The organism is Streptomyces sp. TN58 (genome assembly GCF_001941845.1).
Taxonomy (GTDB): Bacteria; Actinomycetota; Actinomycetes; order Streptomycetales; family Streptomycetaceae; genus Streptomyces.
Window position 1 is genome coordinate 2333889 of the sequence record NZ_CP018870.1, and the last position, 22467, is coordinate 2356355.

24 protein-coding genes and 1 pseudogene are annotated in these 22467 nt (G+C 70.4%); 12 read left to right on the top strand and 13 right to left on the bottom strand.

The annotated features are described in order from the left end of the window. Window positions 1-51: 51 nt before the first annotated feature. Window positions 52-300 (top strand): acyl carrier protein, encoded by a 249-nt coding sequence (locus BSL84_RS10650; RefSeq protein ID WP_030026030.1) that lies wholly within the window; start codon window positions 52-54, stop codon window positions 298-300. A 79-nt stretch (window positions 301-379) separates the two neighbouring features. Next, a complete protein-coding gene (gene fabF / locus BSL84_RS10655; protein WP_030026032.1) occupies window positions 380-1648 on the top strand; it encodes a beta-ketoacyl-ACP synthase II in 1269 nt (422 codons plus the stop codon). A 70-nt stretch (window positions 1649-1718) separates the two neighbouring features. On the opposite strand, the gene BSL84_RS10660 is transcribed toward fabF, so the two are convergent. Then, window positions 1719-2213, bottom strand: a complete 495-nt coding sequence (locus BSL84_RS10660) for a DUF3145 domain-containing protein (RefSeq protein WP_030026033.1) — start codon at window positions 2211-2213, stop codon at window positions 1719-1721. Between the two features lie 249 nt (window positions 2214-2462). Here BSL84_RS10660 and BSL84_RS10665 point away from each other — a divergent pair, with 249 nt between their 5' ends. Then, window positions 2463-3362: an SGNH/GDSL hydrolase family protein gene (locus tag BSL84_RS10665; protein ID WP_045320717.1), complete on the top strand. Its 900-nt coding sequence runs from the start codon at window positions 2463-2465 to the stop codon at window positions 3360-3362. An 87-nt stretch (window positions 3363-3449) separates the two neighbouring features. Here BSL84_RS10665 and BSL84_RS10670 read toward each other — a convergent pair whose 3' ends face one another. Continuing rightward, window positions 3450-5903 (bottom strand): beta-glucosidase family protein, encoded by a 2454-nt coding sequence (locus tag BSL84_RS10670; protein ID WP_075970223.1) that lies wholly within the window; start codon window positions 5901-5903, stop codon window positions 3450-3452. Between the two features lie 176 nt (window positions 5904-6079). Between BSL84_RS10670 and BSL84_RS10675 the strand changes: the two genes are divergently transcribed. Beyond that, window positions 6080-6655, top strand: coding sequence for a TetR/AcrR family transcriptional regulator (locus tag BSL84_RS10675; RefSeq protein ID WP_075972045.1), 576 nt, complete (start codon window positions 6080-6082; stop codon window positions 6653-6655). Between the two features lie 36 nt (window positions 6656-6691). Here BSL84_RS10675 and BSL84_RS10680 read toward each other — a convergent pair whose 3' ends face one another. Together BSL84_RS10680 and BSL84_RS10685 are read right to left on the bottom strand one after the other, a co-directional pair. Further along, the gene (locus tag BSL84_RS10680) at window positions 6692-7015 is read right to left on the bottom strand and encodes a putative quinol monooxygenase (protein ID WP_045320719.1); all 324 of its coding nucleotides are present in this window, start codon (window positions 7013-7015) and stop codon (window positions 6692-6694) included. Between the two features lie 77 nt (window positions 7016-7092). Beyond that, a complete protein-coding gene (locus BSL84_RS10685; RefSeq protein WP_075970224.1) occupies window positions 7093-7893 on the bottom strand; it encodes an NAD(P)-dependent oxidoreductase in 801 nt (266 codons plus the stop codon). Between the two features lie 49 nt (window positions 7894-7942). Here BSL84_RS10685 and BSL84_RS10690 point away from each other — a divergent pair, with 49 nt between their 5' ends. Together BSL84_RS10690 and BSL84_RS10695 are read left to right on the top strand one after the other, a co-directional pair. Beyond that, window positions 7943-8851 carry a LysR family transcriptional regulator gene (locus BSL84_RS10690; protein ID WP_075970225.1) on the top strand — a complete coding sequence of 303 codons (909 nt, stop codon included), beginning with the start codon at window positions 7943-7945 and terminating at the stop codon, window positions 8849-8851. 4 nt (window positions 8852-8855) lie between these two features. Then, window positions 8856-9572, top strand: a complete 717-nt coding sequence (locus BSL84_RS10695) for a carbon-nitrogen hydrolase family protein (protein WP_075970226.1) — start codon at window positions 8856-8858, stop codon at window positions 9570-9572. A 17-nt stretch (window positions 9573-9589) separates the two neighbouring features. On the opposite strand, the gene BSL84_RS10700 is transcribed toward BSL84_RS10695, so the two are convergent. From BSL84_RS10700 to BSL84_RS10710, 3 genes are all read right to left on the bottom strand, one after another. Further along, entirely contained in the window at window positions 9590-11173 is a 1584-nt protein-coding gene (locus tag BSL84_RS10700; protein WP_030027702.1) for a DUF2142 domain-containing protein, read from the bottom strand. A gap of 13 nt (window positions 11174-11186) precedes the next feature. Then, window positions 11187-12875, bottom strand: a complete 1689-nt coding sequence (locus BSL84_RS10705) for a hypothetical protein (RefSeq protein WP_158879724.1) — start codon at window positions 12873-12875, stop codon at window positions 11187-11189. A gap of 165 nt (window positions 12876-13040) precedes the next feature. Next, entirely contained in the window at window positions 13041-13325 is a 285-nt protein-coding gene (locus tag BSL84_RS10710) for a helix-turn-helix domain-containing protein (protein ID WP_324609991.1), read from the bottom strand. Between the two features lie 147 nt (window positions 13326-13472). On the opposite strand from BSL84_RS10710, the gene BSL84_RS10715 reads away from it, so the two are divergent. Beyond that, the gene (locus BSL84_RS10715; RefSeq protein ID WP_075970227.1) at window positions 13473-14360 is read left to right on the top strand and encodes an NAD(P)-dependent oxidoreductase; all 888 of its coding nucleotides are present in this window, start codon (window positions 13473-13475) and stop codon (window positions 14358-14360) included. A gap of 18 nt (window positions 14361-14378) precedes the next feature. Here the strand turns inward: BSL84_RS10715 and BSL84_RS10720 are convergent, their stop codons facing one another. From BSL84_RS10720 to BSL84_RS10730, 3 genes are all read right to left on the bottom strand, one after another. Then, a complete protein-coding gene (locus BSL84_RS10720) occupies window positions 14379-15179 on the bottom strand; it encodes an EI24 domain-containing protein (protein ID WP_030027706.1) in 801 nt (266 codons plus the stop codon). A gap of 65 nt (window positions 15180-15244) precedes the next feature. Then, window positions 15245-15667: an organic hydroperoxide resistance protein gene (locus BSL84_RS10725; RefSeq protein WP_030027707.1), complete on the bottom strand. Its 423-nt coding sequence runs from the start codon at window positions 15665-15667 to the stop codon at window positions 15245-15247. Between the two features lie 65 nt (window positions 15668-15732). Further along, complete coding sequence (locus BSL84_RS10730; RefSeq protein ID WP_075970228.1) at window positions 15733-16728, bottom strand: NADP-dependent oxidoreductase; 996 nt, start codon at window positions 16726-16728, stop codon at window positions 15733-15735. 41 nt (window positions 16729-16769) lie between these two features. Here BSL84_RS10730 and BSL84_RS10735 point away from each other — a divergent pair, with 41 nt between their 5' ends. The 4 genes from BSL84_RS10735 (at window position 16770) to BSL84_RS10750 (ending at window position 19931) form a co-directional block, all read left to right on the top strand. Continuing rightward, the gene (locus BSL84_RS10735) at window positions 16770-18281 is read left to right on the top strand and encodes a recombinase family protein (protein WP_234363441.1); all 1512 of its coding nucleotides are present in this window, start codon (window positions 16770-16772) and stop codon (window positions 18279-18281) included. 109 nt (window positions 18282-18390) lie between these two features. Beyond that, the gene (locus BSL84_RS10740) at window positions 18391-18600 is read left to right on the top strand and encodes a hypothetical protein (RefSeq protein ID WP_075970230.1); all 210 of its coding nucleotides are present in this window, start codon (window positions 18391-18393) and stop codon (window positions 18598-18600) included. Next, window positions 18584-19108 (top strand): DUF6879 family protein, encoded by a 525-nt coding sequence (locus BSL84_RS10745; RefSeq protein WP_075970231.1) that lies wholly within the window; start codon window positions 18584-18586, stop codon window positions 19106-19108. The genes BSL84_RS10740 and BSL84_RS10745 overlap by 17 nt, the downstream gene beginning before the upstream one ends. After that, entirely contained in the window at window positions 19098-19931 is an 834-nt protein-coding gene (locus BSL84_RS10750; RefSeq protein ID WP_075970232.1) for a helix-turn-helix domain-containing protein, read from the top strand. Before BSL84_RS10745 ends, BSL84_RS10750 begins: the two co-directional genes overlap by 11 nt. Before the next feature lie 285 nt (window positions 19932-20216). On the opposite strand, the gene BSL84_RS36030 is transcribed toward BSL84_RS10750, so the two are convergent. Together BSL84_RS36030 and BSL84_RS10760 are read right to left on the bottom strand one after the other, a co-directional pair. Further along, the gene (locus BSL84_RS36030; protein ID WP_159393512.1) at window positions 20217-20477 is read right to left on the bottom strand and encodes a hypothetical protein; all 261 of its coding nucleotides are present in this window, start codon (window positions 20475-20477) and stop codon (window positions 20217-20219) included. Between the two features lie 489 nt (window positions 20478-20966). After that, window positions 20967-21143 (bottom strand): annotated as a pseudogene (locus BSL84_RS10760) (NADP-dependent oxidoreductase); the annotation flags it as partial. A 95-nt stretch (window positions 21144-21238) separates the two neighbouring features. Here BSL84_RS10760 and BSL84_RS10765 point away from each other — a divergent pair. After that, window positions 21239-21661, top strand: a complete 423-nt coding sequence (locus BSL84_RS10765; protein WP_030027710.1) for a MarR family winged helix-turn-helix transcriptional regulator — start codon at window positions 21239-21241, stop codon at window positions 21659-21661. 29 nt (window positions 21662-21690) lie between these two features. Here BSL84_RS10765 and BSL84_RS10770 read toward each other — a convergent pair whose 3' ends face one another. Then, complete coding sequence (locus tag BSL84_RS10770; protein WP_159393513.1) at window positions 21691-22419, bottom strand: SCO2400 family protein; 729 nt, start codon at window positions 22417-22419, stop codon at window positions 21691-21693. Window positions 22420-22467 lie beyond the last annotated feature (48 nt).

Below are 22467 nucleotides of genomic sequence, written 5' to 3' on the forward strand. Positions count from 1 at the left end.
GGGATCCACATCCCGGTCTTCCTACCCAGTTACCCACAGAAGGAGCGCCACATGGCCGCCACGCAGCAGGAGATCGTCGAGGGCCTCGCCGAGATCGTCAACGAGATCGCGGGCATCCCGGTCGAGGACGTCGAGATCGACAAGTCCTTCACCGACGACCTGGACGTCGACTCGCTGTCCATGGTCGAGGTCGTCGTCGCCGCCGAAGAGCGCTTCGACGTCAAGATCCCGGACGAGGACGTCAAGAACCTCAAGACGGTCGGCGACGCCGCCGAGTACATCCTGAAGCACCAGGCCTGAGCCTGACGAGCGTTTGTCGCCACCCCGCGGTGGCGCCGTGACAATTCAGCACCCCCTGAGACGTGGAGAAAGAATTCCTGTGAGCCCGACCAATCGCACCGTGGTCGTCACCGGTATCGGCGCAACCACTCCGCTGGGTGGCGACAGCGCTTCGACCTGGGAAGGTCTGCTCGCCGGCCGTTCCGGCGTCAAGCCCCTGGAGGGCGAGCGCTTCGCCGAACTCCCGGTACGTATCGCCGCCCCTGTCGCCGTGGACCCGAGTGAGGTCCTGCCCCGGCCGCTGGCCCGCAAGCTCGACCGCTCGGCGCAGTTCGCCGTCATCGCGGCCCGCGAGGCGTGGGCCGACGCCGGCTACACCGCTCCGGCCGGCGAGGACGAGCAGATCGCGCCCGACCGGCTCGGCACCGTGATCGCTTCCGGCATCGGCGGTGTCACGACGCTGCTCGACCAGTACGACGTACTGAAGGAAAAGGGTGTGCGCCGGGTCTCCCCGCACACCGTCCCCATGCTCATGCCGAACGGCCCGTCGGCCAACGTCGGCCTGGAGGTCAACGCCCAGGCCGGCGTGCACACGCCGGTCAGCGCCTGCGCGTCCGGCGCCGAGGCCATCGGCTACGCCGTCGAGATGATCCGCACCGGCCGCGCCGACGTGGTCGTCGCGGGCGGCACCGAGGCCGCGATCCACCCGCTGCCGATCGCCGCCTTCGCCAACATGATGGCGATGTCGAAGAACAACGAGAGCCCGCAGACGGCCTCCCGTCCGTACGACAAGGCCCGTGACGGCTTCGTCCTCGGCGAGGGCGCGGGCGTCGTCATCCTGGAGTCGGCCGAGCACGCCGCGCGGCGCGGCGCCCGGGTCTACTGCGAGGTGCTGGGCCAGGGTCTCTCCGCGGACAGCCACCACATCGCACAGCCGGAGCCGACCGGCCGCGGTGTCGCGGCCGCGGTGCAGAACCTGCTCGACAACACGGGTCTGGACCCGGCCGAGCTGGTCCACGTCAACGCGCACGCCACGTCCACCCCGCAGGGTGACACGGCCGAGATCAAGGCCCTGCGCAAGGTCCTGGGCGACGACCTCGACCACATCGCGATCTCCGCGACCAAGTCGATGACCGGTCACCTGCTGGGTGGCGCGGGCGGTATCGAGACCGTCGCGACCGTGCTGGCGCTCCACCACCGGCTGGCCCCGCCGACGATCAACGTCGACGCGCTCGACGACGACATCGACGCGGACATCGTCGTCGGCGAGCCGCGCAAGCTGCCGGCCGACGGCCCGATCTCCGCGATCAACAACTCCTTCGGCTTCGGCGGCCACAACGTCACGCTGGCGTTCCGCACCGTCCAGTAGCCGTCCGAGACACGGCAGAAGGCCCACCCGGGTGACCGGGTGGGCCTTTCGCATCGGGCGGGGGTGCCGCTCAGACCACCTGGTGGAGCCAGCGGACGGGCGCGCCCTCGCCCGCGTGCCGGAAGGGCTCCAGCTCGTCGTCCCAGGGCTTGCCGAGCAGTTTGGCGATCTCCGCCTCCAGCTCGGTCTCACCGCGTGCCGACCGGGCCAGGGCGGCGCGCAGCCGGTCCTCCGGGATCAGGATGTCGCCGTGCAGTCCGGTGACGGCGTGGAAGATGCCGAGCTCCGGGGTGGAGCTGTAGCGCTCGCCCTCGGCGGTCGGACAGGGATCCGCGGTCACCTCGAAGCGCAGCAGGTGCCAGCCGCGCAGCGCGGAGGCGAGTTTCGAGGCGGTGCCCGCTTCGGCCTGCCAGGAGAACTCGGCTCTCCACGTGCCCGGGGAGGCGGGCTGCCTGATCCAGTCGAGGTTCACCCGCACCCCGAGCACGCCCGCTACGGCCCATTCCACATGCGGGCAGAGCGCGCGCGGTGCGGAATGCACGTACAGAACTCCACGTGTCGTCACCGGGACCTCCAGTGGTGGACGAGGTCGGGAATAAACTCCAGAAAACGGACAGTTTGTGACGTGATGTAATGTAACGGAAATTATTTGACATTGCGCTGCGGGGGCCTGCGGCCGAAACGCCACGGGGAAAAGCTACCGTGCGTCAGGGGTCCCGGTGTGACGTACGGTCGCTCCGAGGCAGGTAAACACAGAGCTTTCACTCAGCAGGACCCCCGCTCGGCCCGGGGGCCACAAGGAGGGGTCCTTCCCATGCGCACCACCGCCGCCGCCCGCCGCGCGCACCGTACTCTCGCGGGGGCGGGCACGGCGGTGGCGCTGCTGGCCGGGGTTCTGAGCGGGTGTCAGTCGGGTGGCCCCTCGTCCGACCGCGGCGAGCGCGGAGCGCAGTCGGGGCCCCGCTGGAACACCGCTCCCACCTCGGTGGCGGCCGTCGGCGACTCCATCACGCGCGGCTTCGACGCCTGTTCGGTCCTGGCCGACTGCCCCGAGGTCTCCTGGGCCACCGGCAACGACCCGGCGGTCCGCTCCCTCGCCAGCCGGCTGCTCGGGGACGCGGCGGTGCCCGAGCGCAGCTGGAACCACGCGGTGACCGGCTCGCGGATGGCCGACCTGCCGGCCCAGCTGGCGGCGGCCGCCGCGCACAAGCCCGACCTGGTCACGGTGATGGTGGGGTCGAACGACGCCTGCCGCCCCACCGCTTCGTCGATGACGCCGGTGGCGGAGTTCCGGTCGGGTTTCGAGCAGGCCCTCGCGCAGTTGCGGGCCGCGTCCCCGGCCTCCCAGGTGTACGTCTCCAGCGTGCCGGACCTGCAACGGCTGTGGGAGCAGGGCAAGGACCTCCCGATGGTGCGCCAGGTGTGGAAGCTGGGCATCTGCCAGTCGATGCTCGCCGATCCGCTGTCGCTGGCCACGGGGGCCACGGCCCGGCGCGAGCAGGTGCGGGCTCGGGTGGTGGAGTACAACGAGGTGCTGCGCGAGGTCTGCGGGAAGGACCCGCTGTGCCGCTACGACGGGGGCGCGGTCTTCCAGTACCCCTTCGCGGCGGAGCAGTTGAGCCGCTGGGACTGGTTCCATCCGGGCAAGGACGGCCAGGCGAGGCTGGCGGAACTGGCGCACCGCCAGGTGACGGCCGCCGAGCCGCCGCGTTGACGTCCGCATGCGCGCGGGGTCCGGGAGCGGGTGCCGGGGCCCGCTCCCGGACCGGCTCTCAGGGGTGACTTCCGGCCATACGGCGTGTCACGCGATGTGGAGCGTCGCGGTCAGCCGGGTGTCGCCGTGCGCGTGGCTCGCGCGGACCTCGTAGGCACCGCCGACCCGCCGCCAGCCGCGCACCTCCTCGTCCCAGATCTCGAAGGCCCTGGCGGGCAGCGCGATCTCCGTCTCGACGCTCTCGCCGGGGCCCGCGGCGACGCTCGCGAAGCCCGCCAGCCAGCTCGCCGGGCGCTCCGCGGTGTCCCGGACGGGCGCCAGGTAGACCTGGACGACCTCGCGGCCCGGCCTGGTGCCGGTGTTGGTGAGGCGGACCCGTACGGTGTCGCCGGCGGCCTCCAGGGACTCGTACGCCCACTCGGTGTAGCCGAGGCCGTGCCCGAAGGGGTAGGCGGGGGCGATGCCCCGCCGCTCGTAGGCCCGGTACCCGATGTAGAGGCCCTCGCCGTACTCCAGGCGGCCGTCCGCGGGGACGACCTCGGTCACGGGCGCGTCGGCGAGCCGCGCGGGCCAGGTCGTGGGCAGCCGGCCGCCCGGCTCCGCGTCCCCGAGGAGTACGTCGGCCAGCGCGGCCCCGCCCTCCTGCCCGGGGAACCAGGTGAGCAGGACGGCGGCGACGTCCTCGCGCCAGGGGAGTTCCACCGGGGAGCCGGCGTTGACGACGACCACGGTGTTCGGGTTGACGGCGGCGACCGCCCGCACCAGGTCGTCCTGGCGGCCCGGGAGGGCGAGGTCGCCGCGGTCGAAGCCCTCGGACTCCACCCGCTCGGTGGTGGCGACGACCACCACGGCGGTGTCGGCCGCGCGGGCGGCCGCGACCGCCTCCGCGATCAGCTCGTCGGGGTCGCGCCGCGGGCCGAGGTGGAGCAGCGAGAACACGATCGCCCTGAGCGGCAGCGCACTCATGTCGGGGACCTGGAAGGTCAGCGACACCTCGACGGGCTCGCCCTCGGCGAGGGTGACGCGGGCGCGCTCGGCGGGTACGCCGAAGAAGGCCTCGAAGGGGTCGGCCTCGTCGCCCATCCCCTGGACGCCGCCCCACAGCCGCCGTCCGCCGACGGTGAGGGCGAACGCGCCGAGTCCGCGGGTGCCGAAGGCGTGCTCACCGCTCTCGCGCGGCACGAACGTACCGCGGACCTCGATGCTCGCCATGGTGTCGTAGGTGGCGCCCGCGGGGAGGTCGTCACCGATCCACTGGACCTGGCCGGTGGGCAGGCGGCCCTCGCCGAGGACGGCCCCCGAGGCGTCACGGCACACGGCGACGAGCTCGAAGCCCTGGGCGGCGGGGACGAGTTCGTCGGAGGGGTCGGCGCCGACCGCGTAGGACAGGGTGCCCTCCGCGAGGACCGCGGAGAGCGCGTCGAGCGGGGAGACGACCCGCTCGGGGAAGACGGCGGCGCTGCCGCCGCCGAGGACCCGGGCGTCGCGCGCGGCGGCCCCGAGGAGGGCGACGGTGCGGCCGGCGGAGGCGTCCAGCGGCAGGGCGCCGTCCTCGTTGCGGACGAGGACGGACCCCCGCACGGCGAGCTCACGGGCCAGCGCCCGGCCGTCGACGGGGGCCGGGACGGTCTCGACGACCGCGGGCGCGCCCTCCAGGGCCCCGACGCGGGCCGCGAGGCGCAGGACGTTGCGCACGGCGTCGTCGACGGCGGACTCGGGGACCCGCCCGGCGCGCACGGCCTCGGCGAGGGCGGGTCCGTAGACGGTGGCCGGGCCGGGCATGGCCACGTCCAGGCCGCCGAGGATGGCGCCGGTGGTGGAGCGCGCGGCCGTCCAGTCGGAGACGTTGACGCCGTCGAAGCCCCACTCTCCGCGCAGGACCTCGCCGACGAGGTACCGGTGCTCGGTCATCGTGGTGCCGTTGACCTGGTTGTAGGCGGTCATGACGCCCCACGGGCGGGCACCGCCGACGACGGCCTCGAAGGGGGCCAGGTACAGCTCGCGCAGCGGGCGCGGGGCGATGACGCTGTCGACGGTGAAGCGGTCGGTCTCGGCGTCGTTGCCGACGAAGTGTTTGACGGTGGTGGCGACGCCGCCGTCCTGGACGCCGTTGACGTAGCCGGTGCCGACGGCCCCGGTGAGGTACGGGTCCTCGGAGTAGCACTCGAAGTGCCGGCCGCCGAGCGGGGAGCGGTGCAGGTTGACGGTGGGGGCGAGCAGCACGTGGACGCCCTTGCGGCGGGCCTCCTGCGCGAGGAGCCGGCCGGCGCGGCGGGCGAGGCCCGGGTCCCAGGCGGCGGCGAGCGAGGTCGGGGAGGGCAGGGCGATCGACGGGTCGTCGGCGCTCCACCGCACGCCGCGGACCCCGACGGGGCCGTCGGACATGACCAGGGAGCGCAGCCCGACGGCGGGTACCGCGGGCAGGGACCACATGTCCTGGCCCGCCAGCAGCAGGGCCTTGGTGTCGAGGTCGAGCTTGTCGAGCGCCGCCTCCACGGCGTCGTCCCGTAGCTGGTCGCGGACCTGATCGTCATCGGTCACGGCCGGGCCTCCTCGTCGAGAGCGGTGCGGTCGCGCGGGCGGCGCGGTGCGGGTGCCCCCATCGTGAACCTGCGCCTGTCGGTCGGTAGGCTTTGTGATCCTTTCGTGATGTTCGGATGCCGTACGGTCCTCCTACGGTCCTGGGGACGGGAGTGGACGGAAGGGGTGCCATGGCGATGGCCAGGGCGAGGAGCGAGGAACGCCGCGGGGAGATCGTGCGTGCGGCCGTCGAGGTGATCGCGGAGCGGGGCTACCGGGGCGCGTCCCTGGGCGCGGTCGCCGAGCGCGTGGGCCTGACCCAGCAGGGGCTGCTGCACTACTTCCCGACCAAGGAGGCGCTGCTCGTCGCGGTGCTCGAAGAACGCGACCGGTGGGACACGGGCGGCGGCTCGCGCGCCGCGGCGGACACCTGGCGCCTGGACCTGCTGGCCTCGCTGGTGGACTACAACGCCATGCGCCCGGGCATCGTGCAGACCTTCTCGGCGCTGCTGGGCGAGAGCGTCACCGAGGGGCACCCGGCCCGGGAGTTCTTCACCGAGCGCTACGCGCAGGTCCGCGGCGAGATGGCGGCGGTGCTGCGTGCCGAGTTCGGCGACCGCCTGCCCTCGGGGCTCACCCCGGAGCAGGCGGCCCCGCTGCTGACGGCGGTCATGGACGGCCTCCAGTACCAGTGGCTGCTGGCCCCCGCGTCCGTGGACATGCCCGCCGCCTTCCGCGCCTTCCTGACCCTGCTGCGGGGCCCGGGGCGATGAGGGGGCGCGCTGAGGGCCTGAGGACCGCCCCTGGGGTCAGTCGATCTGAAGTTCGCCCATCCGGCTCCAGCCGTTCGCGCCCTCGATGGTGGTGCTGACGATCTCGGGCGTACGGGTCACCATCGGCCGCATGGTCTCCAGCGCGGCCTTGAAGTGCTCGGAGGTGACGTGCGCCTCGGCGGCGCCGTCCTGGAAGGCCTCGACCAGGACGTAGGTGTCCGGCTCCTCCAGGCTGCGCGACCACTCGAACCAGAGGTTGCCCGGTTCGGCGCGGGTGGCGCGGGTGAAGGGCGCGACCTTGGCGGGCCACGCGTCGACGTATTCGGGCTTGACGGGGAATTTCACCACAATGAAGATCACACCGGCATTTTATGCAGGTTGATCCACACGGCGGGGGCGTGGCCGCCTTCCGCGGCCCCGCCCGCCGCCCCCGCGGGTCAGCCGCGCAGGGCGGAGAGGTCCCGGTCGGCGAGGTCCGGCCGGGAGGCCAGCACGGCGTGGACCGACTCCAGGACCGGCAGTGCCGCGTGGCCGGTGGCCAGCGCGACGTCCTTCGCGGCCAGGGACACCGGGAAGTGCGCGGCGTCGGCGTACGCACGGGCCACCGCTCCCGCCAGCGGCCCGCGGGCCAGCTGCCCCCGGACCAGCTCCTCCGGCAGGCCCAGCGCCCCGCCCAGCCGCAGCGCCTCGGCCGCCAGGGCCACCCCGCCGATCGCGGCGTTGATCAGCACCAGTTTGAGCGCCGCACCGGAGCCTGCCGGTCCGCATTCGGTGACCTCGCCGAGGTCGTCCAGGACCCGCCGCACCGGCCCGGGCAGCGGGTCGCCGCCGGCCAGCACCCACAGCTCCCCGGCGCCCGCCCGGTCGACGCTCCCCATCACCGGAGCGTCCGTCAGCGTCACCCCCGCCGGCAGCCGGCCGGCGAGCTCCCGTACCGCGTCCGGCCCGACCGTGGAGGTGTCGACCCAGTGGGTACCGGGCCGCAGCGCGGGAAGCACGTCCCGCGCGACGGCCCGCAGCGCCGCCGGGTCCGCCAGCATGGTGAGGACGAGGCCGGTGCCGCGGACGGCCTCGGCGGGGGTCGCGGCGACCGCCGCGCCGGCCCGCGCCAGCGGCCGTGCCTTCTCGGGAGTCCGGTTCCATACCGTCAGCTCATGGCCGAGCGCCAGCAGGTGACGGGCCATCGGAGCCCCCATGCCGCCGAGCCCGAGGAATGCGATCTTCAGTGTCTTGTCCATCACCACGACGCTAGGCGCGGCCCACCCATGCGACAAGCGACTGTCTAGCATGGCCGCCATGCCGATTCCGCAGAGCTTGTACGAGGTCTTCCTGCACGTGGCCCGCCTGGGCTCCCTCACCGCCGCTGCCCGTTCCCTCGGCTACACCCAGTCCGCCGTCTCCCGGCAGATCCAGACCCTTGAGGACGAGTGGGGCGCTCCGCTGTTCGACCGCCTCCCGCGCGGTGTGCGCCTCACCGAGGCCGGACGTGTCCTGCTCCCGCACGCCGAGGCCGTCGCAGAACGTCTGCGCACCGCCCGCGCCGAGTTCGACGCGCTGCGCACCCTGGGCGCCGGACGGCTGCGGATCGGCTCCTTCTCGACCGCGGACGCCGCGCTGCTGCCCCGCGCGCTGGCCGCCTTCCGCGCCCGCCATCCCGCCGTCGCCCTCGCCCGTACCGAGGGGCCCTCCGCCAAGCACCTCGCGCTCCTCGCCGCCGGGGAGCTCGACATCGCCGTCGTCGCCGACACCTCCGGTCGCCCGCCCCGGGGCTGCACCGCGCACCACCTGCTCGACGAGCGGATGTACGTGGCCCTGCCCCGCGGCCACCGGCTGGCCGGGCGGGCCGGGCTTCGGCTGGCGGAACTGGCCGACGAGGAGTGGATCGCCGCCGGCACCCGTCCCCAGGAGACCCTGATGCACTCGGCGCTGGCGGGCGGCTTCCGCCCCCGTACGGGCTTCGTCGCCGCCGACTGGATCGCCAAGCAGGGCTTCGTGGCGGCCGGGCTCGGCGTCACGCTGGTCCCGCAGCTCGCCGCCTCCGCGGTACGGCCCGACCTCGCGCTGGTCCCCCTGCACCCGGACGACGCCCCCCGCCGCGGGGTCTACGCGGCCCTGCCGCGCGGGACCGCCCCCTCCCCGGCCGCGGCGGCCCTGCTGGCCCTGCTGAAGGAGGCCGCGGACGGGCTGGCATCCTGAGCCGGTGAGGATAGCCGCCGCGCAGATGACGTGCGTACCCGCCGATGTCCGGTCGAACGCCGAGCGGGCCGCGGCCCTCGCCGTGACGGCCCGTGAGCTGGGCGCCGCGCTGGTGGTGTTCCCCGAGTTCACCCTCACCGGCTACGAGCTGGAGGCGCTCGCCGCCGACCCCGGCCTGTGGACCGCCGCCGACGACCCCCGGCTGGACCCGCTGCGCGCCGCCGGGATCGCGACCGCGGTCACCGTGGCCCTGCCCGGCGAGGGCCCGCGGCCCGCCATCGCGACGCTGGTGCACGACGCGGACGGCGCGCACGTGACGACGTACCGCAAACAGCACCTGTTCCGGCATGAGCAGGACCTCTTCGAGGCCGGTACGACCGACGGCCGCTTCGAGCTCCTCGGGGTTCGCTTCTCGCTGGGCGTCTGCTACGACAACCACTTCCCCGGGCTACCGGGCCGGGGCGCCGCCGACGGCTGCCGGGTCCACCTGGCGAGCTCCCTCTACGGAAGCGGCGACGGGGTGCGCGAGCGCGCCGCGGTGCACCGGGGAATCGCCGAGCGGCACGGCCTGTACGTCGTGCTCGCCAACCACGTCGGCCCGGCGGGCCCGTGGACCGGCTGCGGCGGCGCGGCCGTATGGGCCCCGGGCGGCGTACTGCTCGCCGAGGCGGACGACCGCACCCCGTCGGTGGTGACCGCCGGGATCGGCCCCGCCGCCTGACGCGGCGGGGGCCTGCGTCAGGCGGGCTCCGGCACCCGAGGGCGCCGCTCCGGACGCGGCGTGCGGTCCGGGTGCCGTGCGGTGGTGTCCTCGCGGTCGGGAAGCAGGGCCGGCAGCACGACGGCGACGGCGGCCACCGCGTACACGCAGGTCCACAGGGCCCAGCCGCCGGGCGGCGCCCAGTGCGCCGACGTCGCCACCCACGAACCCTTGGTGCCGACGGCGAAGCGGCGCAGCGTCCAGTAGAAGGCCGCCACGTCGGCCAGAGCGAGACCGGCGACGGCGAAACCCGTCAGCCGCCGCCAGCGGAAGCCCTGCGCGGGGGCGCGCGTGGCACAGATCAGCACGGCCATCAGCGGCAGGCCGACGGCGAAGGGCAGCAGGTAGCGGCCCTGCCACACCATGCCGATCCGCTCCGCCTGGGAGGCCTGCGCGGCGACCGGCACCATCACGACGGCGACGAGCATGCCGAGCACCGCCACCACGTCGCGTCCGCGGCCGTACACGAGCGCCAGCGCGACGACGGTCGCGAGGACCGCCATCCACACCAGGTACATCAGGGACGGGGCGGGGGTGTCGAGCCAGCCGAAGAAGCCGAGCATCTGCTTGATGTAGACCTCGGTGTTGCCGAGGGTCCTCTTCGCGGCCACGCCCGTGGTCAGCGAGTCGGGAATGTCGATCTTCGAATTGTCGGGGTGCCCGGCCGCCCAGAGCAGCGCACCGGCCGTCGCCAGGCCCAGCAGGCCCGTCCAGAGCCACAGCGCCTTGCGGCGCAGCACCTGTCCCAGCACCCCGCGCCGCTGCGTGAGCAGCAGGCAGAAGAAGACCGCGCCGCCGAACCAGATCAGGCCGAGGGGCCGGATGTTGATCAGCACGAGGCCGCCGACGCCCAGCCTGGCCAGGCGGCGGTTCAGCAGGACCGGGTCGGGCGACAGGACGATCGACAGCAGGGCCGTCCACACCAGGATCCCGGCGGCGATCTCGCCCCCGCTGGGGTTGACCATGCCCGCCATGTAGAGCGTCATCGGCGTGGCCGCGGCGAACACGCCGAGCATCGCCAGCGCCCGCCGCCGCCACTCGGCGGCCGTGACCACCGCGCTCGCCAGGAGCGCCGAGCAGAGCAGCGCCGACATGAAGCGCATGAGGTACAGCCCCTTGGGGCCGTCGACCAGCAGGCTCGGCCAGCCGGTCACCAGGTAGTAGCCCGGGTGGTAGCGGCCGGCCGCCGTGGTGGCCTGCGCGGTCTTCTCGGAGTTGCCGAGCGACGGCGTGCAGGACGCCGGCTGGGCCTGCCGCCACGAGTAGCACTCGTGCATGGTCGGCAGGTTCCGGTACCACTCCGGGAGCTGCACCCCGGTCTCGGCGAAGTGGCCCTCGATGCCGGCGACCGTGTGCGGCACCATCACCTCGGTTCCGCCGATCTGCCCCCTGGCGACGGCGGCGGCACGGATGAAGTGCGCGTGCTCGTCGGGGGAGCTGCCCAGCGGACTGGCGGCCGCCCACGCGCCCGTCAGCGTGAAGAACAGCGCGAAGGAGATCAGCCAGAGCCGTTTGGGTGTCCTGGCCGACCAGTCGGCCGGCCGCGTCAGCGCGGAAGTCATCGGTCCCCCGGGGTCATCGGATGAAGCTGAGCCAGCTCTGGTCGCCGTCCTTGGAGCACGTGCCGCCGGGCGCGTACTTCGGGCAGCTGCCGTCCTGCTCCGTGATGGTGTGCGACACCCACGGCAGGATCCGGTACGTGTTCTCCTTGGCCGGCATGTAGCGGTCGGCCATCGAGGAGGAGACGGTGCCCAGGAGCAGCAGCAGGGCGCACATCGTCCCGATCACCGCGCCTTCGCGTCCGGGGAAGCCGGTGCCCGGACCACCCGGCAAAACGGCCGGGGCCGCCGAGGGCTCTTCGGCCGCCGTGGCCTGCGGGCGGCGCGCGGCCATCCGCTGCGACACCAGGTGGACGACGAGCGCGCACAGCAGCAGTCCGCAGTAGAGCAGCTGGTTGTTCGTGCGGGTGTAGAGCTGGACGGTCTGCGTCTCGTACATGTTCGAGGCGATGTACATGCGCATCACCCACGCGCTGATGAACATGGCGGCGATGGTGACCACCATCGGCTTGCGCAGGCCCAGCCAGATCGCGGCGCCGAGGCCGGCGAAGGTGACCAGGGCGAACAGCCCGACCCCGCCGTACTCGCCGGGCAGCGGCCATTCGCCGACCTTGCCGGGCATGTCCGTGCGCCACATGAGGTAGTAGGCCGGGTCGGTGAAGTTGTCGAACCGGAAGTTGTAGTCCTTCGTGGTCTGGCCCTCGGTCAGCATGACCATGAGGTAGCGGCCGGCGACCACCAGGAACGCCGCGAGGGACGCGCCGAGGAAGGCGGCGCCCTTGAGCCGGCCCTCCCTCCACGGGAAGTACAGCAGCGCGGCGAACAGCACACCCGCCGCGCTCCACAGGAACCAGCCCGAGTAGGTGAGGAAGAGCACGCCGAGCAGCGCGCCGAATCCCGCGCCCTTGAGCAGCAGCGGGCGCCAGCCCTGCGTACCGCTGCGGCTGAGCGAGACCACCATCGCCACCAGGACGGGGACCAGCACCACGAGGACGGTCTGGCTGTACGGCTTGTACGCGTCGATCAGCGCGAAGGCGGGGGCGACGCCGAAGGCCAGGGCCCGGACGGGGCCGAGCAGCAGGCGCCAGGAGAGGTAGACCAGCGGTCCGAACGCGGCGGCGCCGAGGATCTGGAGGTCCTTGAAGGCGTACGCGGTGTTGCCGCCGCGGAACCACTCGGCGTAGTAGCCGAGGGTGTGGAGGGGGGCCGGCGGGTAGACCGGCGAGCCCGAGGGGCGGCCGTTGGCGACGGCGTGGGCCCACTCGACGATGCGGCCGCTGTCGCCGTTGAGGCCGAACATCGGCCACGGGGTCCCGTGGAGGGCGACGACCGCGCCGGCGGCGACGAAGCCGCTGGCCAGGCCGGCGAGGCCGGCGGCGGCGAAGCGGGTGGCCAGGTCGAAGTGCCGGCCCCCTCGCAGTCGTACGGCCAGCGCCACCGCGCCGATGAGGACCAGGCCTATGAGCGCGAACCGCAGCTGGATCGCGGCGAGGCCGCTGACCTGCGCGATCCGGTCGAGCGGATTGAAGTTGAAGCCGCGCGCCAGCAGCGGCAGCACGAGCGCCGCGGCGAAGGCGACAGCCGCTTCGAGGAGCAGGAGCACGCCACGTGAGAGCCCGCGCCGGGCGGCCGGTATCGGGCGGGCGGGCGCGGCCGGTCCGCCCGGGGGCAGCACTCTCGCGGTGCCCTCGGTACTGACTGTCACTGCTGTTTCCCTACTGCTGGTCGGTCCTCGGCCCGGTGGCCGGTCGTGGCTCGGCAAGCCGCCGCGCGACTGGCGGCCCCCACCGGAGCTCCGGCCAGGGCGAACTCAGGAGTGGTGAGAGACAGCCTTGGCACTTGCTGCCCTGCATCCTACGGGGCCGGGATCTTACGCCGAATCCGGGAGGAGGTGCTTGGCGCCCCACTCCCCGAGCGGTTCCAGGGCGGCGTTCAGGGCCTGGCCCAGCGGGGTCAGGGAGTACTCGACACGCGGGGGGACCTCGTCGTACACCTCGCGGTGCACGATGCCGTCGGTCTCCAGCTCGCGCAGCTGGGCGGCGAGCACCTTCTCGGAGACACCGGGGACGAGCCTGCGCAGCTCGCCGAAGCGGCGCGGGCGCTGCTCCAGCTCCCACAGGAGCGACACCTTCCATTTCCCGTCGATCACGGACATCGCCGCGGCGATCCCGCAGTGATCCGCACCGGGCCTTCTCGCCCCCGCCATCGCGCACCCTCCCGACCTGCTCGCTCACCTCGGGGTAACCACCCACTCCGAGGTGCGTACTTGAGCTCCCCACTGCCTGCCACCAGGCTAAACGCCATGACCGACACCACACCGACGAAATCCCTCACCCTGCTCGGACTCGGTGACATGGGCACCTCCCTGGCCCGCACCTGGCTCGCCGCCGGGCACCGCCTCACCGTCTGGAACCGCACCCCCGCCAAGGCCGCACCGCTCGTCGCCGAGGGCGCCGTCGCCGCCCCGAGCGCCGCGGCGGCCGTCGCGGCGAACGACCTGGTCGTGACCTGCCTGCTGGACGACGCCAGCGTCCGCTCCACCCTGGAGGGGATCGACCTGACCGGCAAGGACCTCGTCGACCTCACCACCGGCACCCCCGCCGAGGCCCGTGCCCGGGCCGCCTGGGCCGAGGCCCGCGGGGCCCGGTACACCGACGGCGGGATCATGGCCACACCCGACATGATCGGCGTCCCGGAGACCGGCGGGTACGTCTTCTACAGCGGCTCCCGATCCCTCTTCGACGCCCGTCGCGCCACGCTGGAGGTCCCGGCCGGGGCCCGCTTCGTCGGGGAGGACCCCGGACACGCCGCCCTGCACGACGTCGCGCTGCTCAGCGCGATGTACGGACTGTTCGCCGGCATCTCTCACGCCTACGCCCTGACGGAGGGCGAGGACATCGCCCCGAAGGACCTGGCCCCGCTGCTGTCCGAGTGGCTGGGCGCGATGGGCTTCTTCGTCGGCAACGCCGCCGAGCGCCTGACCTCGCGCGACTTCACCAGCGGGGTGGTGTCCAACCTCGCCATGCAGGTCGCGGCGAGCGGCACCCTGCTGCGCACGGCCGAGGAGCAGGGCGTCAGCGCGGAGCTGATCTCCCCCTACCTGGACCTGATGCGCCGCCGGCTGACGGCGGACCCGGCCGCCCACGGCGGGGAGGACACGGCGGGGGCCGTCCTGCTGCTGAAGCGGTAGGGCCCGCGGGGCGGGCGGTTACGGGAAGGCGGGCGGGGGCGGGCCGAAGCCCGCGGGGGTGGTCTCGGCGGCCGGGGACTCGTCGGTGCGCATCAGGTCGCGTGCCATGAGGGTGGCTCCCGCCACGGCGCCCGGCATCAGGAACACCGCGACGAGCGGCACCAGGAACGCCAGGACCAGCGGCACTCCGAAGCCCAGCACCAGCATCCGCCGGGAGCGCAGCAGCACCAGCCGCTCGGGCAGCTCCATCTTGCGGCGCTGGAGGGCGACGGAGGTGAGCTCCTGGGTGAGGAAGTAGCCGGAGACGCAGAACCCGATCACCGGCACGACCGTCTGGCCGATCACCGGGACGAAGCCGAGGACGAAGAGCCCGATGCCGTAGAGCAGCACGCGGGCGAGCACCTTGACGCTGTCCCGGGCGGAGATCCACAGCTCCCGCCACAGCGGCAGGCCGGACTGCGGGACCTCGCCGCCCTCGCCGCGGTCGACCTGCTCGGAGAGGGACTCGTAGAAGGGCTGGCCGATCAGCAGGGTCACCGCGGTGAAGGTGATCACGGCGAGGAAGAGTCCGAGGCCGAAGAACAGGGCGGTGAGGAAGCCGCGGAAGAGTCCGAGCCAGGGCGCGGACCAGTCGTCGGCGAAGGGGGTCGCCCAGGCGGTCAGGTCGTCGGCGCCGTAGCCGAGGCCGATGAGGGCGCCGGCGTACAGGGCGAGCGAGACCAGCCCCGGCAGCAGCCCGAAGCCCAGCCATCGCCCGTGGCGCAACACCCATCGCTGTCCGGCCAGCAAGTACCGGAAGCCCCCCGCAAGATCGTGCATGGCGCCAGTCTACGGCGAGGGCCGCACCCCGGTCGGGGTGCGGCCCTCGCCGTGCGGCTGCCGGATCAGACGGCGAGCTCGACGGTGATGTTGCCGCGGGTGGCCTTGGAGTACGGGCAGACCTCGTGGGCCTTCTCGATGAGCTCCTTGGCGGTGGCGGCGTCCACGTTCGGGATCACGGCCGAGATCTTGACGATCAGACCGAAGCCCTCGTCGTTCTTGCCGATGCCGACCTCGGCGGTGACCGTGGAGCCGGAGATGTCGGCGTTCACGTTCTTGGCGACGACACCGAGGGCGCCCTGGAAGCAGGCGCTGTAGCCGGCGGCGAAGAGCTGCTCCGGGTTGGTGCCGGCGCCGCTGCCGCCGAGCTCCTTGGGCGGGTTCACGACGACGTCGAGCCGGCCGTCGCTGGTGGCGACGCGGCCGTCACGGCCGTTCTCGGCGGTGGCCACGGCGGTGTACGCGACGTCGGACTGCTGGATGGACATGAAGAATGTTCCTCCTGGTAATCGCCGCGACTCGCGCCCACGGTCACGACGGTTGTGGGGTGAGCCTAACCGGTGAAGGAAACGATCATCTTCCCGGTGTTCTCTCCGCGGAGCATGCCGAGGAAGGCGGAGGCGGCGTTCTCGACGCCCTCGACGACCGTCTCGTCGTAGCGCAGCTCACCGGAGCGCAGCCATCCGGCGACGTCCTGGACGAACTGCTGCTGTAGACCGGCGTGGTCGCTGACGAGGATGCCCTGCAGGCGCAGGCGCTTGCCGATGACCTGCATGAGGTTGCGCGGGCCGGGGGCGACCTCGGTGTCGTTGTAGTGGGCTATCGCACCGCAGAGGGTGGCGCGGCCGCCCACGTTCATGGAGGAGATGGCAGCCTCCAGGTGGTCGCCGCCGACGTTGTCGAAGTAGACGTCGACACCCTCGGGGGCGGCCGCGGGCAGCTGCTCGGCGACGGGGCCGTTCTTGTAGTTGAAGGCGGCGTCGAAGCCGTACTTCTCCGTGAGGAGCGTCACCTTCTCGTCGGAGCCGGCGGAGCCGATGACGCGGGACGCGCCCTTGATCTTCGCGAACTGGCCGACGAGGCCGCCGACCGCACCCGCGGCGCCGGAGACGAAGACGGAGTCGCCCTCCTTGAAGGAGGCGACCTCGAAGAGGCCGGCGTAGGCGGTCAGGCCCGGCATGCCGAGGACGCCGAGGTAGGCGGAGAGCGGGGCGAGGGAGGCGTCGACCTTGGTGGCGTGCTGCGCGTCGAGCTCCGCGTACTCGCGCCAGCCCAGGCCGTGCAGGACGTGGTCGCCGACGGCGAAGCCCTCGGCGTCGGAGACGACGACCTCGCCGACCGCGCCGCCGTCCATGGGCCGGTCGAGCTGGAACGGCGGGATGTAGGACTTCACGTCGTTCATCCGGCCCCGGATGTTGGCTGAGTGACAAACATGCGCTAGGCTCTGACCAGCACAGAGACACAGGGAGCGAGCACACGGGGCGCTGCGGCAAGCAGCGAAGGGGAGGGACCGAGATGCGGCGGGTACTGCTGGCTGAGCGGATCTCAGACGACAAGGGCGAGCGGTCCGAGTCTGTAGAGGCTCAGGACATGAAGCTCCACACGAGGGCCGTGGCAGAGGGGAACGTGACCATCGTCGGCACGGCAGTTGATCTGTCCGTATCCGGCGGCGTGAACATGTTCGACCGCCCTAAGCTGGGACAGTGGCTGACGCCGGAAGGGCTCTCCCAGTGGGATGAGCTTTGGGTAACCACTCAGGACCGGCTGAGCCGTGACGACATGCACTTCATGGCCTTTGTGTTCCGTGTCATCGAGTGGCAGAAGACTGTCATTGTGCTTGATGATCCTCAGTTCAACGAGCAGATGCACACCGCTGAGGGAAGGCTCATCCTTCACGCAAAGGCCCTTGGCCCTGCGAAGGAATTGGAGCGGATCAAGATTCGCAACAAGGAATCACACGAGCGTAGGCGGTTCACCAACCGTTGGCCGGGCGGTATCGCTCCCTTTGGGTACCGCGTCGTCAAGCTATACGAGGACGGCAAGACAGCCGCATACCTTGAACGTGATGACGACATGGCCGCTGAACTGCGGAACATGCGGGAACAGGTCATCGGCGGAGAGACCTTTGTCGGTCTGGCCAAGGCTCTCAATGACCGGGGTGTTCTGACTGCCAGGGATAGGGCACGTGTCGCCAAGGGAAAGCCTGTAAAGGCCCGTGGCGGGGAAGAAGGAACCCCGGAACGCTGGTCCGAGACTTCTGTAAAGAAGCTACTTACTGACGAATCCACCATGGGACGAAAGAAGCACGGCCGAGAGATCATCTATGGCATGGACGGGCAGCCTATTCAAATGGCTGACCCTGTGTTCACTCAGGATGAGTGGGAGTCGTTGCAGGCTGCCGTACAGAAGCGGACGCACACCAAGGAACGGCGCATCAACGGCACTAGCCCCATGTACGGCGTTGTCCATTGCGGTGAGTGCGGCTCCAAGGCAACCCACAAGGTATCGCGACTCAGGGGAACGACGTACCGCTATTACCAGTGCGGCGCATGGCCGAAGGAATCCCGTTGCGTAGGCATCTCATGCCGGGCAGAGGCCATTGAAGAGATGGTGGAAATCCACTTCCTTCAGAAGTTCGGCAATGCACGCGTAACCAAGCGGGTATGGGTCCCTGGTTCGGACAGCACCAAGGAACTTGCCGACATCACCAAGCGCATGGAGCGTCTGCGCAAGCAGGATGAAGAAGGAGACTGGGACGACGACCAAGATGGCTACCGATTCCGCATGAGCCAGTACAAGGCACGTAAGAAGGAATTGGAGTCTCAGCCGGTCGTACCTGCCGGGTGGCGGGATGAAGACCAGGGCATGACCTTTGGTGAACTGTGGCCCAAGCTCGATTTGGAGGGCAAGCGGAAACAACTCATCGAATCCGGCTACAAGGTCATGGTGGGTAAGAAGACTTTCGCTGTAAGCCCTCAGCCGGACACCCCGGAGGAGCGACAGGCAAAGCGGGATAACTTGACTCCTGAGGAAACAGAGCGCGTAGAGGCTTTCCACACCGCCAAGGCAAGCGACCCTCTCGGCCTCACCCCTCGGGCTTGAGCTCTACCCGAGAACGCGAATATTTCCGCTTCTGCATAGACACCCGACACCGCGTCTCGTACGGTCATGGTCACCAGCCCAACCGGGCTGCACACAAGGGGGTTTCATCATGGCTCGTGAGGAACTGACTCGACTTACCGGCAACGTCGGCGGACCCAACTGCGACGATGACGACTGCCCGAACATCTACAAGACCGCGTCTGGCTCCATCGTCGTCCAGGGCGACGTATCGGATGCCTTCCAGCCCCCGGCGGGGGAAGGGCTCGTGGAAATCCCTGAGAGCGTGCTGAGGGAGGCTTTCCGTGCTCTTGGATGGTGAGGACTGGCGAAGGTTCTTCGACGCCTTTGAGCGGGAAGCGTGGCGCTTCGAAGCGCAGCCCACGTACACCATGCCCAAGGAACAGGAGAATGTGGCCCGATTCCTCCGGGGCGAGAACAAGCCTGCCGAACACAATGCCCGCTGGCACGAACGGGTCCGTGGATACGTAGGGTCTGGAAAGACTATCGGGCGTGTCAGGATCGTTCGCCAGCCGCTCACGGACTATCAGCGGTATCAATTCGCTTGGGGAATCCCGGGGAACATCGCTGCCGGAGAAGACATCCGCATCCTGGATGCGACGCGGGAGGATTACGGCTTGCCGATTTCCCTCCGGGACTGGTGGATGTTCGATGGGGCCAGAATTGCTCACCTGAACTTCCGCCCGGACGGAACTCAGATCAACCGTGAGAAGTACGAGGGAGATCCGGCCCCGTACAGGGAGTGGCAGAGAATCGCCCTGGAACATGCCGTGCCTTTCGAGGAGTACGTGAAGGGCCTTGACACTTGATCCCGGGCAGCTAGGCCAGTCAAAGGCTGACCTAGCGGAAAGACTCCGTGAGATGCGCAAGCGAGCCGGGCGTACTCAAGTCTGGCTCGCTCAGCGCTGCAACATTTCCCAAACGAAGCTGAGCAACATTGAGACGGCTCGGATCACACCCGGCATTGTCGATGTCGAGTTGATCCTTAGGGCGCTCGATGCACCACAAGAGCTCGTGGCGGAAGTAACGGCCCTAGCACGTCTCGCAAATACAGAGTGGCAGGGAAAGCGGTCATCTTGGCGCAGAGGCTTGGAGAAACGACAGGCGGAACTGGCGGGCTTGGAGAAGGAGGCTAGAGCACTTCGGTATTTCCTACCCGCCATGGTCACCGGATTGCTGGCTACCCCTGAATACATCAGAGCCAGCCTTGGCCACTCCCCCGTAGATACGTCAAAGACCGTGGCACGTAAGCTTGAACGTCAAGCGGTTCTCTATGACACCACTAAGCAATTCACCTTCCTGCTAACGGAGCAAGCAGTAAGGTGGGGGATCGTTCCCCAAGTAGCATTGGCCGTTCAGATTGACCGGCTCACATCCCTATCCCATCTGCCCAATGTGCGCATCGGAGTAATCCCCGTAGGTGCACCCGTGAGCCGTGGCCCTATGAATACCTTCACTGTGTACGACCAGCGGCTAGCAACGGTTGAGACATTCACTGGGAGAATCGTCTTCCAGGATGCCAGGGACATCACTGAACACCTTGAAGTATTCGCCCTCTACGAACGACACGCACTATTCGACAATGAAGCGCGCAGCCTACTAACACAGTGGGCACACTCCTGCCGCTCATGATCGTCTACCCGACAACGGGAATATTGCTTGGATCGACACTCATCCCATAGGACCATTGGTTGTCGATTCCCAAAGCGGTGAGGGGTGCGTAATGGCAACCGGGACAGACAGGTTCGAGTATGCGACGTACACGGCGAAGCGCGAGACCTGCCCGTCATGCAACATGCCCATCCCCCTTCACCAGATCGCCCGGCGGGGAATGCTCGCCAGCAAGGAAGGTCCGCCGAAGGTGGCCTACTGGCACACCCGGTGCGTCAAGGCGGACGGGTCCCGCCGATGACTCGTTCAGTCATCCGATATGTCGAGCACCGAATCTTCAGAGACCCAGAGTCCATGCCCACGGTGGTTGCGAGTTGCCTTCATGCAGACTGCGAATGGTCTGCCGTCCCTGGGCCGGACGTGGCCGAGGTCGATCGACAGTGCATGACGCACACCGGCCTGAACAGTGGCCACGGTCGCTTCCTCCGAGGGTTTGAAGACGTTGCCCTCGTTCACCGGGTCGATACCCCAGGAAGACCCTGACTCGTAGTCGAAGAGAACGAACATGCCCCGGCTCTAGTGGCCGGGGCTTCTTCATGTTCAGAAGTGGGTTACCTACAGATGGCATCCCTTTGAGGGGATGCCTCTAAAGACTCAAAGAATGGGGGGTATATAAAACCCCCCACAAAATTAATGTACGTGTCCTCCGAGGGAAACCAAGACAACCAGCCAAAGAAGTGAGACCGGAGTCACAGGCCGGGGACATCCTGACAGCCTTAGCCGGTAGCGATGTCGGCACCAAGGCAGGGGAAGCCCTGTATGGCCACCTAACGGCCTCTAGGGCCAGATGGCCACAGGAGGCCAAAGGTCGAGTGAAAGCCTCTGAGGGGTCCCGTGGAACCTCTGGAACCCGTACAGGATGAGAGGAAGGCTCCCCCGGCGGTCCTCACGGAAAGAGCTGTAGGCATTACCCCCAGTCCATACACAGTCCGTAGTGAGCTGTGCACAGGCTGCGAACAACACTGTCACTCTGCGTAGAAGTTGTCAGAGTGCCGTTATCCGGCCGCGCATGTACGGGTCGACGGACATGTGCAGGTTGCGCACGAGGATCCGGCCGGCGGCGGGCTCGGCGGACACCGGCACCTCGCGCAGGGCGAAGTCCTCGGCGACGGGCCAGCCCTGCGGGCGACGGACGAGGTGCCACTCGCGGCTCACGGCGGGAATCTCAGACATTGCGGCGCTCCTGGTCAGAACGAATTGCTTCACTGGGTGAAACAACCATGCGCCTGGATATTTCAGGTTGTCAAGTAAAGGGGTACGCTGGATCCATGCCCAGTCGTCGTGTAGACCCAGTGACCGTCGAGGTCGTCGAACTCATCGGTGACGTCGTGACCCGGTACCACATGGAGTACGAGCACGCGGCGGCCAGCCACCAGCTGACCGGCGCCCAGGCCAAGGTGCTCAACCTGCTCGCGACGGAGCCGACACCCATGCGGCGCATCGCGCAGAAGCTGCGGTGCGAGCCCTCCAACGTGACGGGCATCATCGACCGGCTGGAGGGCCGGGGCCTGGTCGAGCGCCGCCCGGATCCCGCCGACCGGCGGGTCAAGCTGGCCGCCCCCACCGAGGAGGGGCTGCGGACGGCGGAGCGGCTGCGCGAGTCGCTGGACTTCGCGCGCGAGCCCCTGGCCGGACTGTCCCCGGCGGAGCGGGCCGTGCTGCGCGACCTGCTCAGGCGGATGCTGGCCTGACCGGCCGATGCCTGGGGACACCCCCGGAACTAGAACCAGCAGAAGAGCCAGCAGTCCTTCGTCGGCGTAGGCGTGGGCGCGGGGGTCTTGGACCCGGCCGGCGACGGGCTCTGGCTGGCGCCGGTGCCACCCGGCGAGGGCGAGCCGGAGCCGCCGCCCTGTACGGAGGTCTTCGGACCGGGGCTGCGGGAAGCCCGCCCGGAGGCGGTGGGGGCCGGTTCGGAGGCGGCCTCCGTCGGCCCCGGCTGCCCGGCGCTGCCGGAGGGCGCCGCCGACCCGGACTTCTTCGCGGCCGTGCCGCCGGACTTCGCGGTGGCCTTGCCGGAGCCCGTGGGCACCCCGGCCGTCGCCGCCTCCGGCAGCGGGGCGGGCTCGCGGGGCCCGTCGTCGGTCAGCACCACCGTGGAGGCACGGTCGGTGGTCTCCCCGTCGGCCGCCATGCCCGCCACCAGCAGGGAGCCCGCGGCCGCGAGCAGTACGCCCAGCGAAAGGGAGACCGTGGTGCGGCGACGGCGCCGGCCGGCGGCCCGCCGCCGGGCGCCGGCCCGGCGCTCGTTCGGGGCGGAGAGCACCACGAGCGAGTCCGCGAACACATCGGCGAGCGCGGCCGGCGGATCCGCGGCGGGCCCCTCCACCCTGGGCGGCTGGGGCGGCCCGGCGGCGGGAGCGGCGGGTATCAGGTACTCGGCAGGCGTTCCGCATCCGGCGCACGCCAGTGCGCCGTTGAGGTGCCTCCGGCAGGCGTGGCAATAGTTCATGGCGCCCGCAGGCTATGCCGTATGCGGCCACATCCGGATCCCGAGAAC

Bases quoted from the DNA above. Each gene is read 5' to 3' on its own strand.
- BSL84_RS10650 (WP_030026030.1), top strand. From the start codon at position 52: ATGGCCGCCACGCAGCAGGAGATCGTCGAGGGCCTCGCCGAGATCGTC.
- BSL84_RS10665 (WP_045320717.1), top strand. From the start codon at position 2,463: ATGCGCACCACCGCCGCCGCCCGCCGCGCGCACCGTACTCTCGCGGGG.
- BSL84_RS10675 (WP_075972045.1), top strand. From the start codon at position 6,080: ATGGCCAGGGCGAGGAGCGAGGAACGCCGCGGGGAGATCGTGCGTGCG.
- BSL84_RS10685 (WP_075970224.1), bottom strand. From the start codon at position 7,893: ATGGACAAGACACTGAAGATCGCATTCCTCGGGCTCGGCGGCATGGGG.
- BSL84_RS10690 (WP_075970225.1), top strand. From the start codon at position 7,943: ATGGCCGCCATGCCGATTCCGCAGAGCTTGTACGAGGTCTTCCTGCAC.
- BSL84_RS10700 (WP_030027702.1), bottom strand. From the start codon at position 11,173: ATGACTTCCGCGCTGACGCGGCCGGCCGACTGGTCGGCCAGGACACCC.
- BSL84_RS10710 (WP_324609991.1), bottom strand. From the start codon at position 13,325: ATGTCCGTGATCGACGGGAAATGGAAGGTGTCGCTCCTGTGGGAGCTG.
- BSL84_RS10715 (WP_075970227.1), top strand. From the start codon at position 13,473: ATGACCGACACCACACCGACGAAATCCCTCACCCTGCTCGGACTCGGT.
- BSL84_RS10720 (WP_030027706.1), bottom strand. From the start codon at position 15,179: ATGCACGATCTTGCGGGGGGCTTCCGGTACTTGCTGGCCGGACAGCGA.
- BSL84_RS10725 (WP_030027707.1), bottom strand. From the start codon at position 15,667: ATGTCCATCCAGCAGTCCGACGTCGCGTACACCGCCGTGGCCACCGCC.
- BSL84_RS10735 (WP_234363441.1), top strand. From the start codon at position 16,770: ATGAAGCTCCACACGAGGGCCGTGGCAGAGGGGAACGTGACCATCGTC.
- BSL84_RS10740 (WP_075970230.1), top strand. From the start codon at position 18,391: ATGGCTCGTGAGGAACTGACTCGACTTACCGGCAACGTCGGCGGACCC.
- BSL84_RS36030 (WP_159393512.1), bottom strand. From the start codon at position 20,477: ATGTTCGTTCTCTTCGACTACGAGTCAGGGTCTTCCTGGGGTATCGAC.
- BSL84_RS10765 (WP_030027710.1), top strand. From the start codon at position 21,239: ATGCCCAGTCGTCGTGTAGACCCAGTGACCGTCGAGGTCGTCGAACTC.
- BSL84_RS10770 (WP_159393513.1), bottom strand. From the start codon at position 22,419: ATGAACTATTGCCACGCCTGCCGGAGGCACCTCAACGGCGCACTGGCG.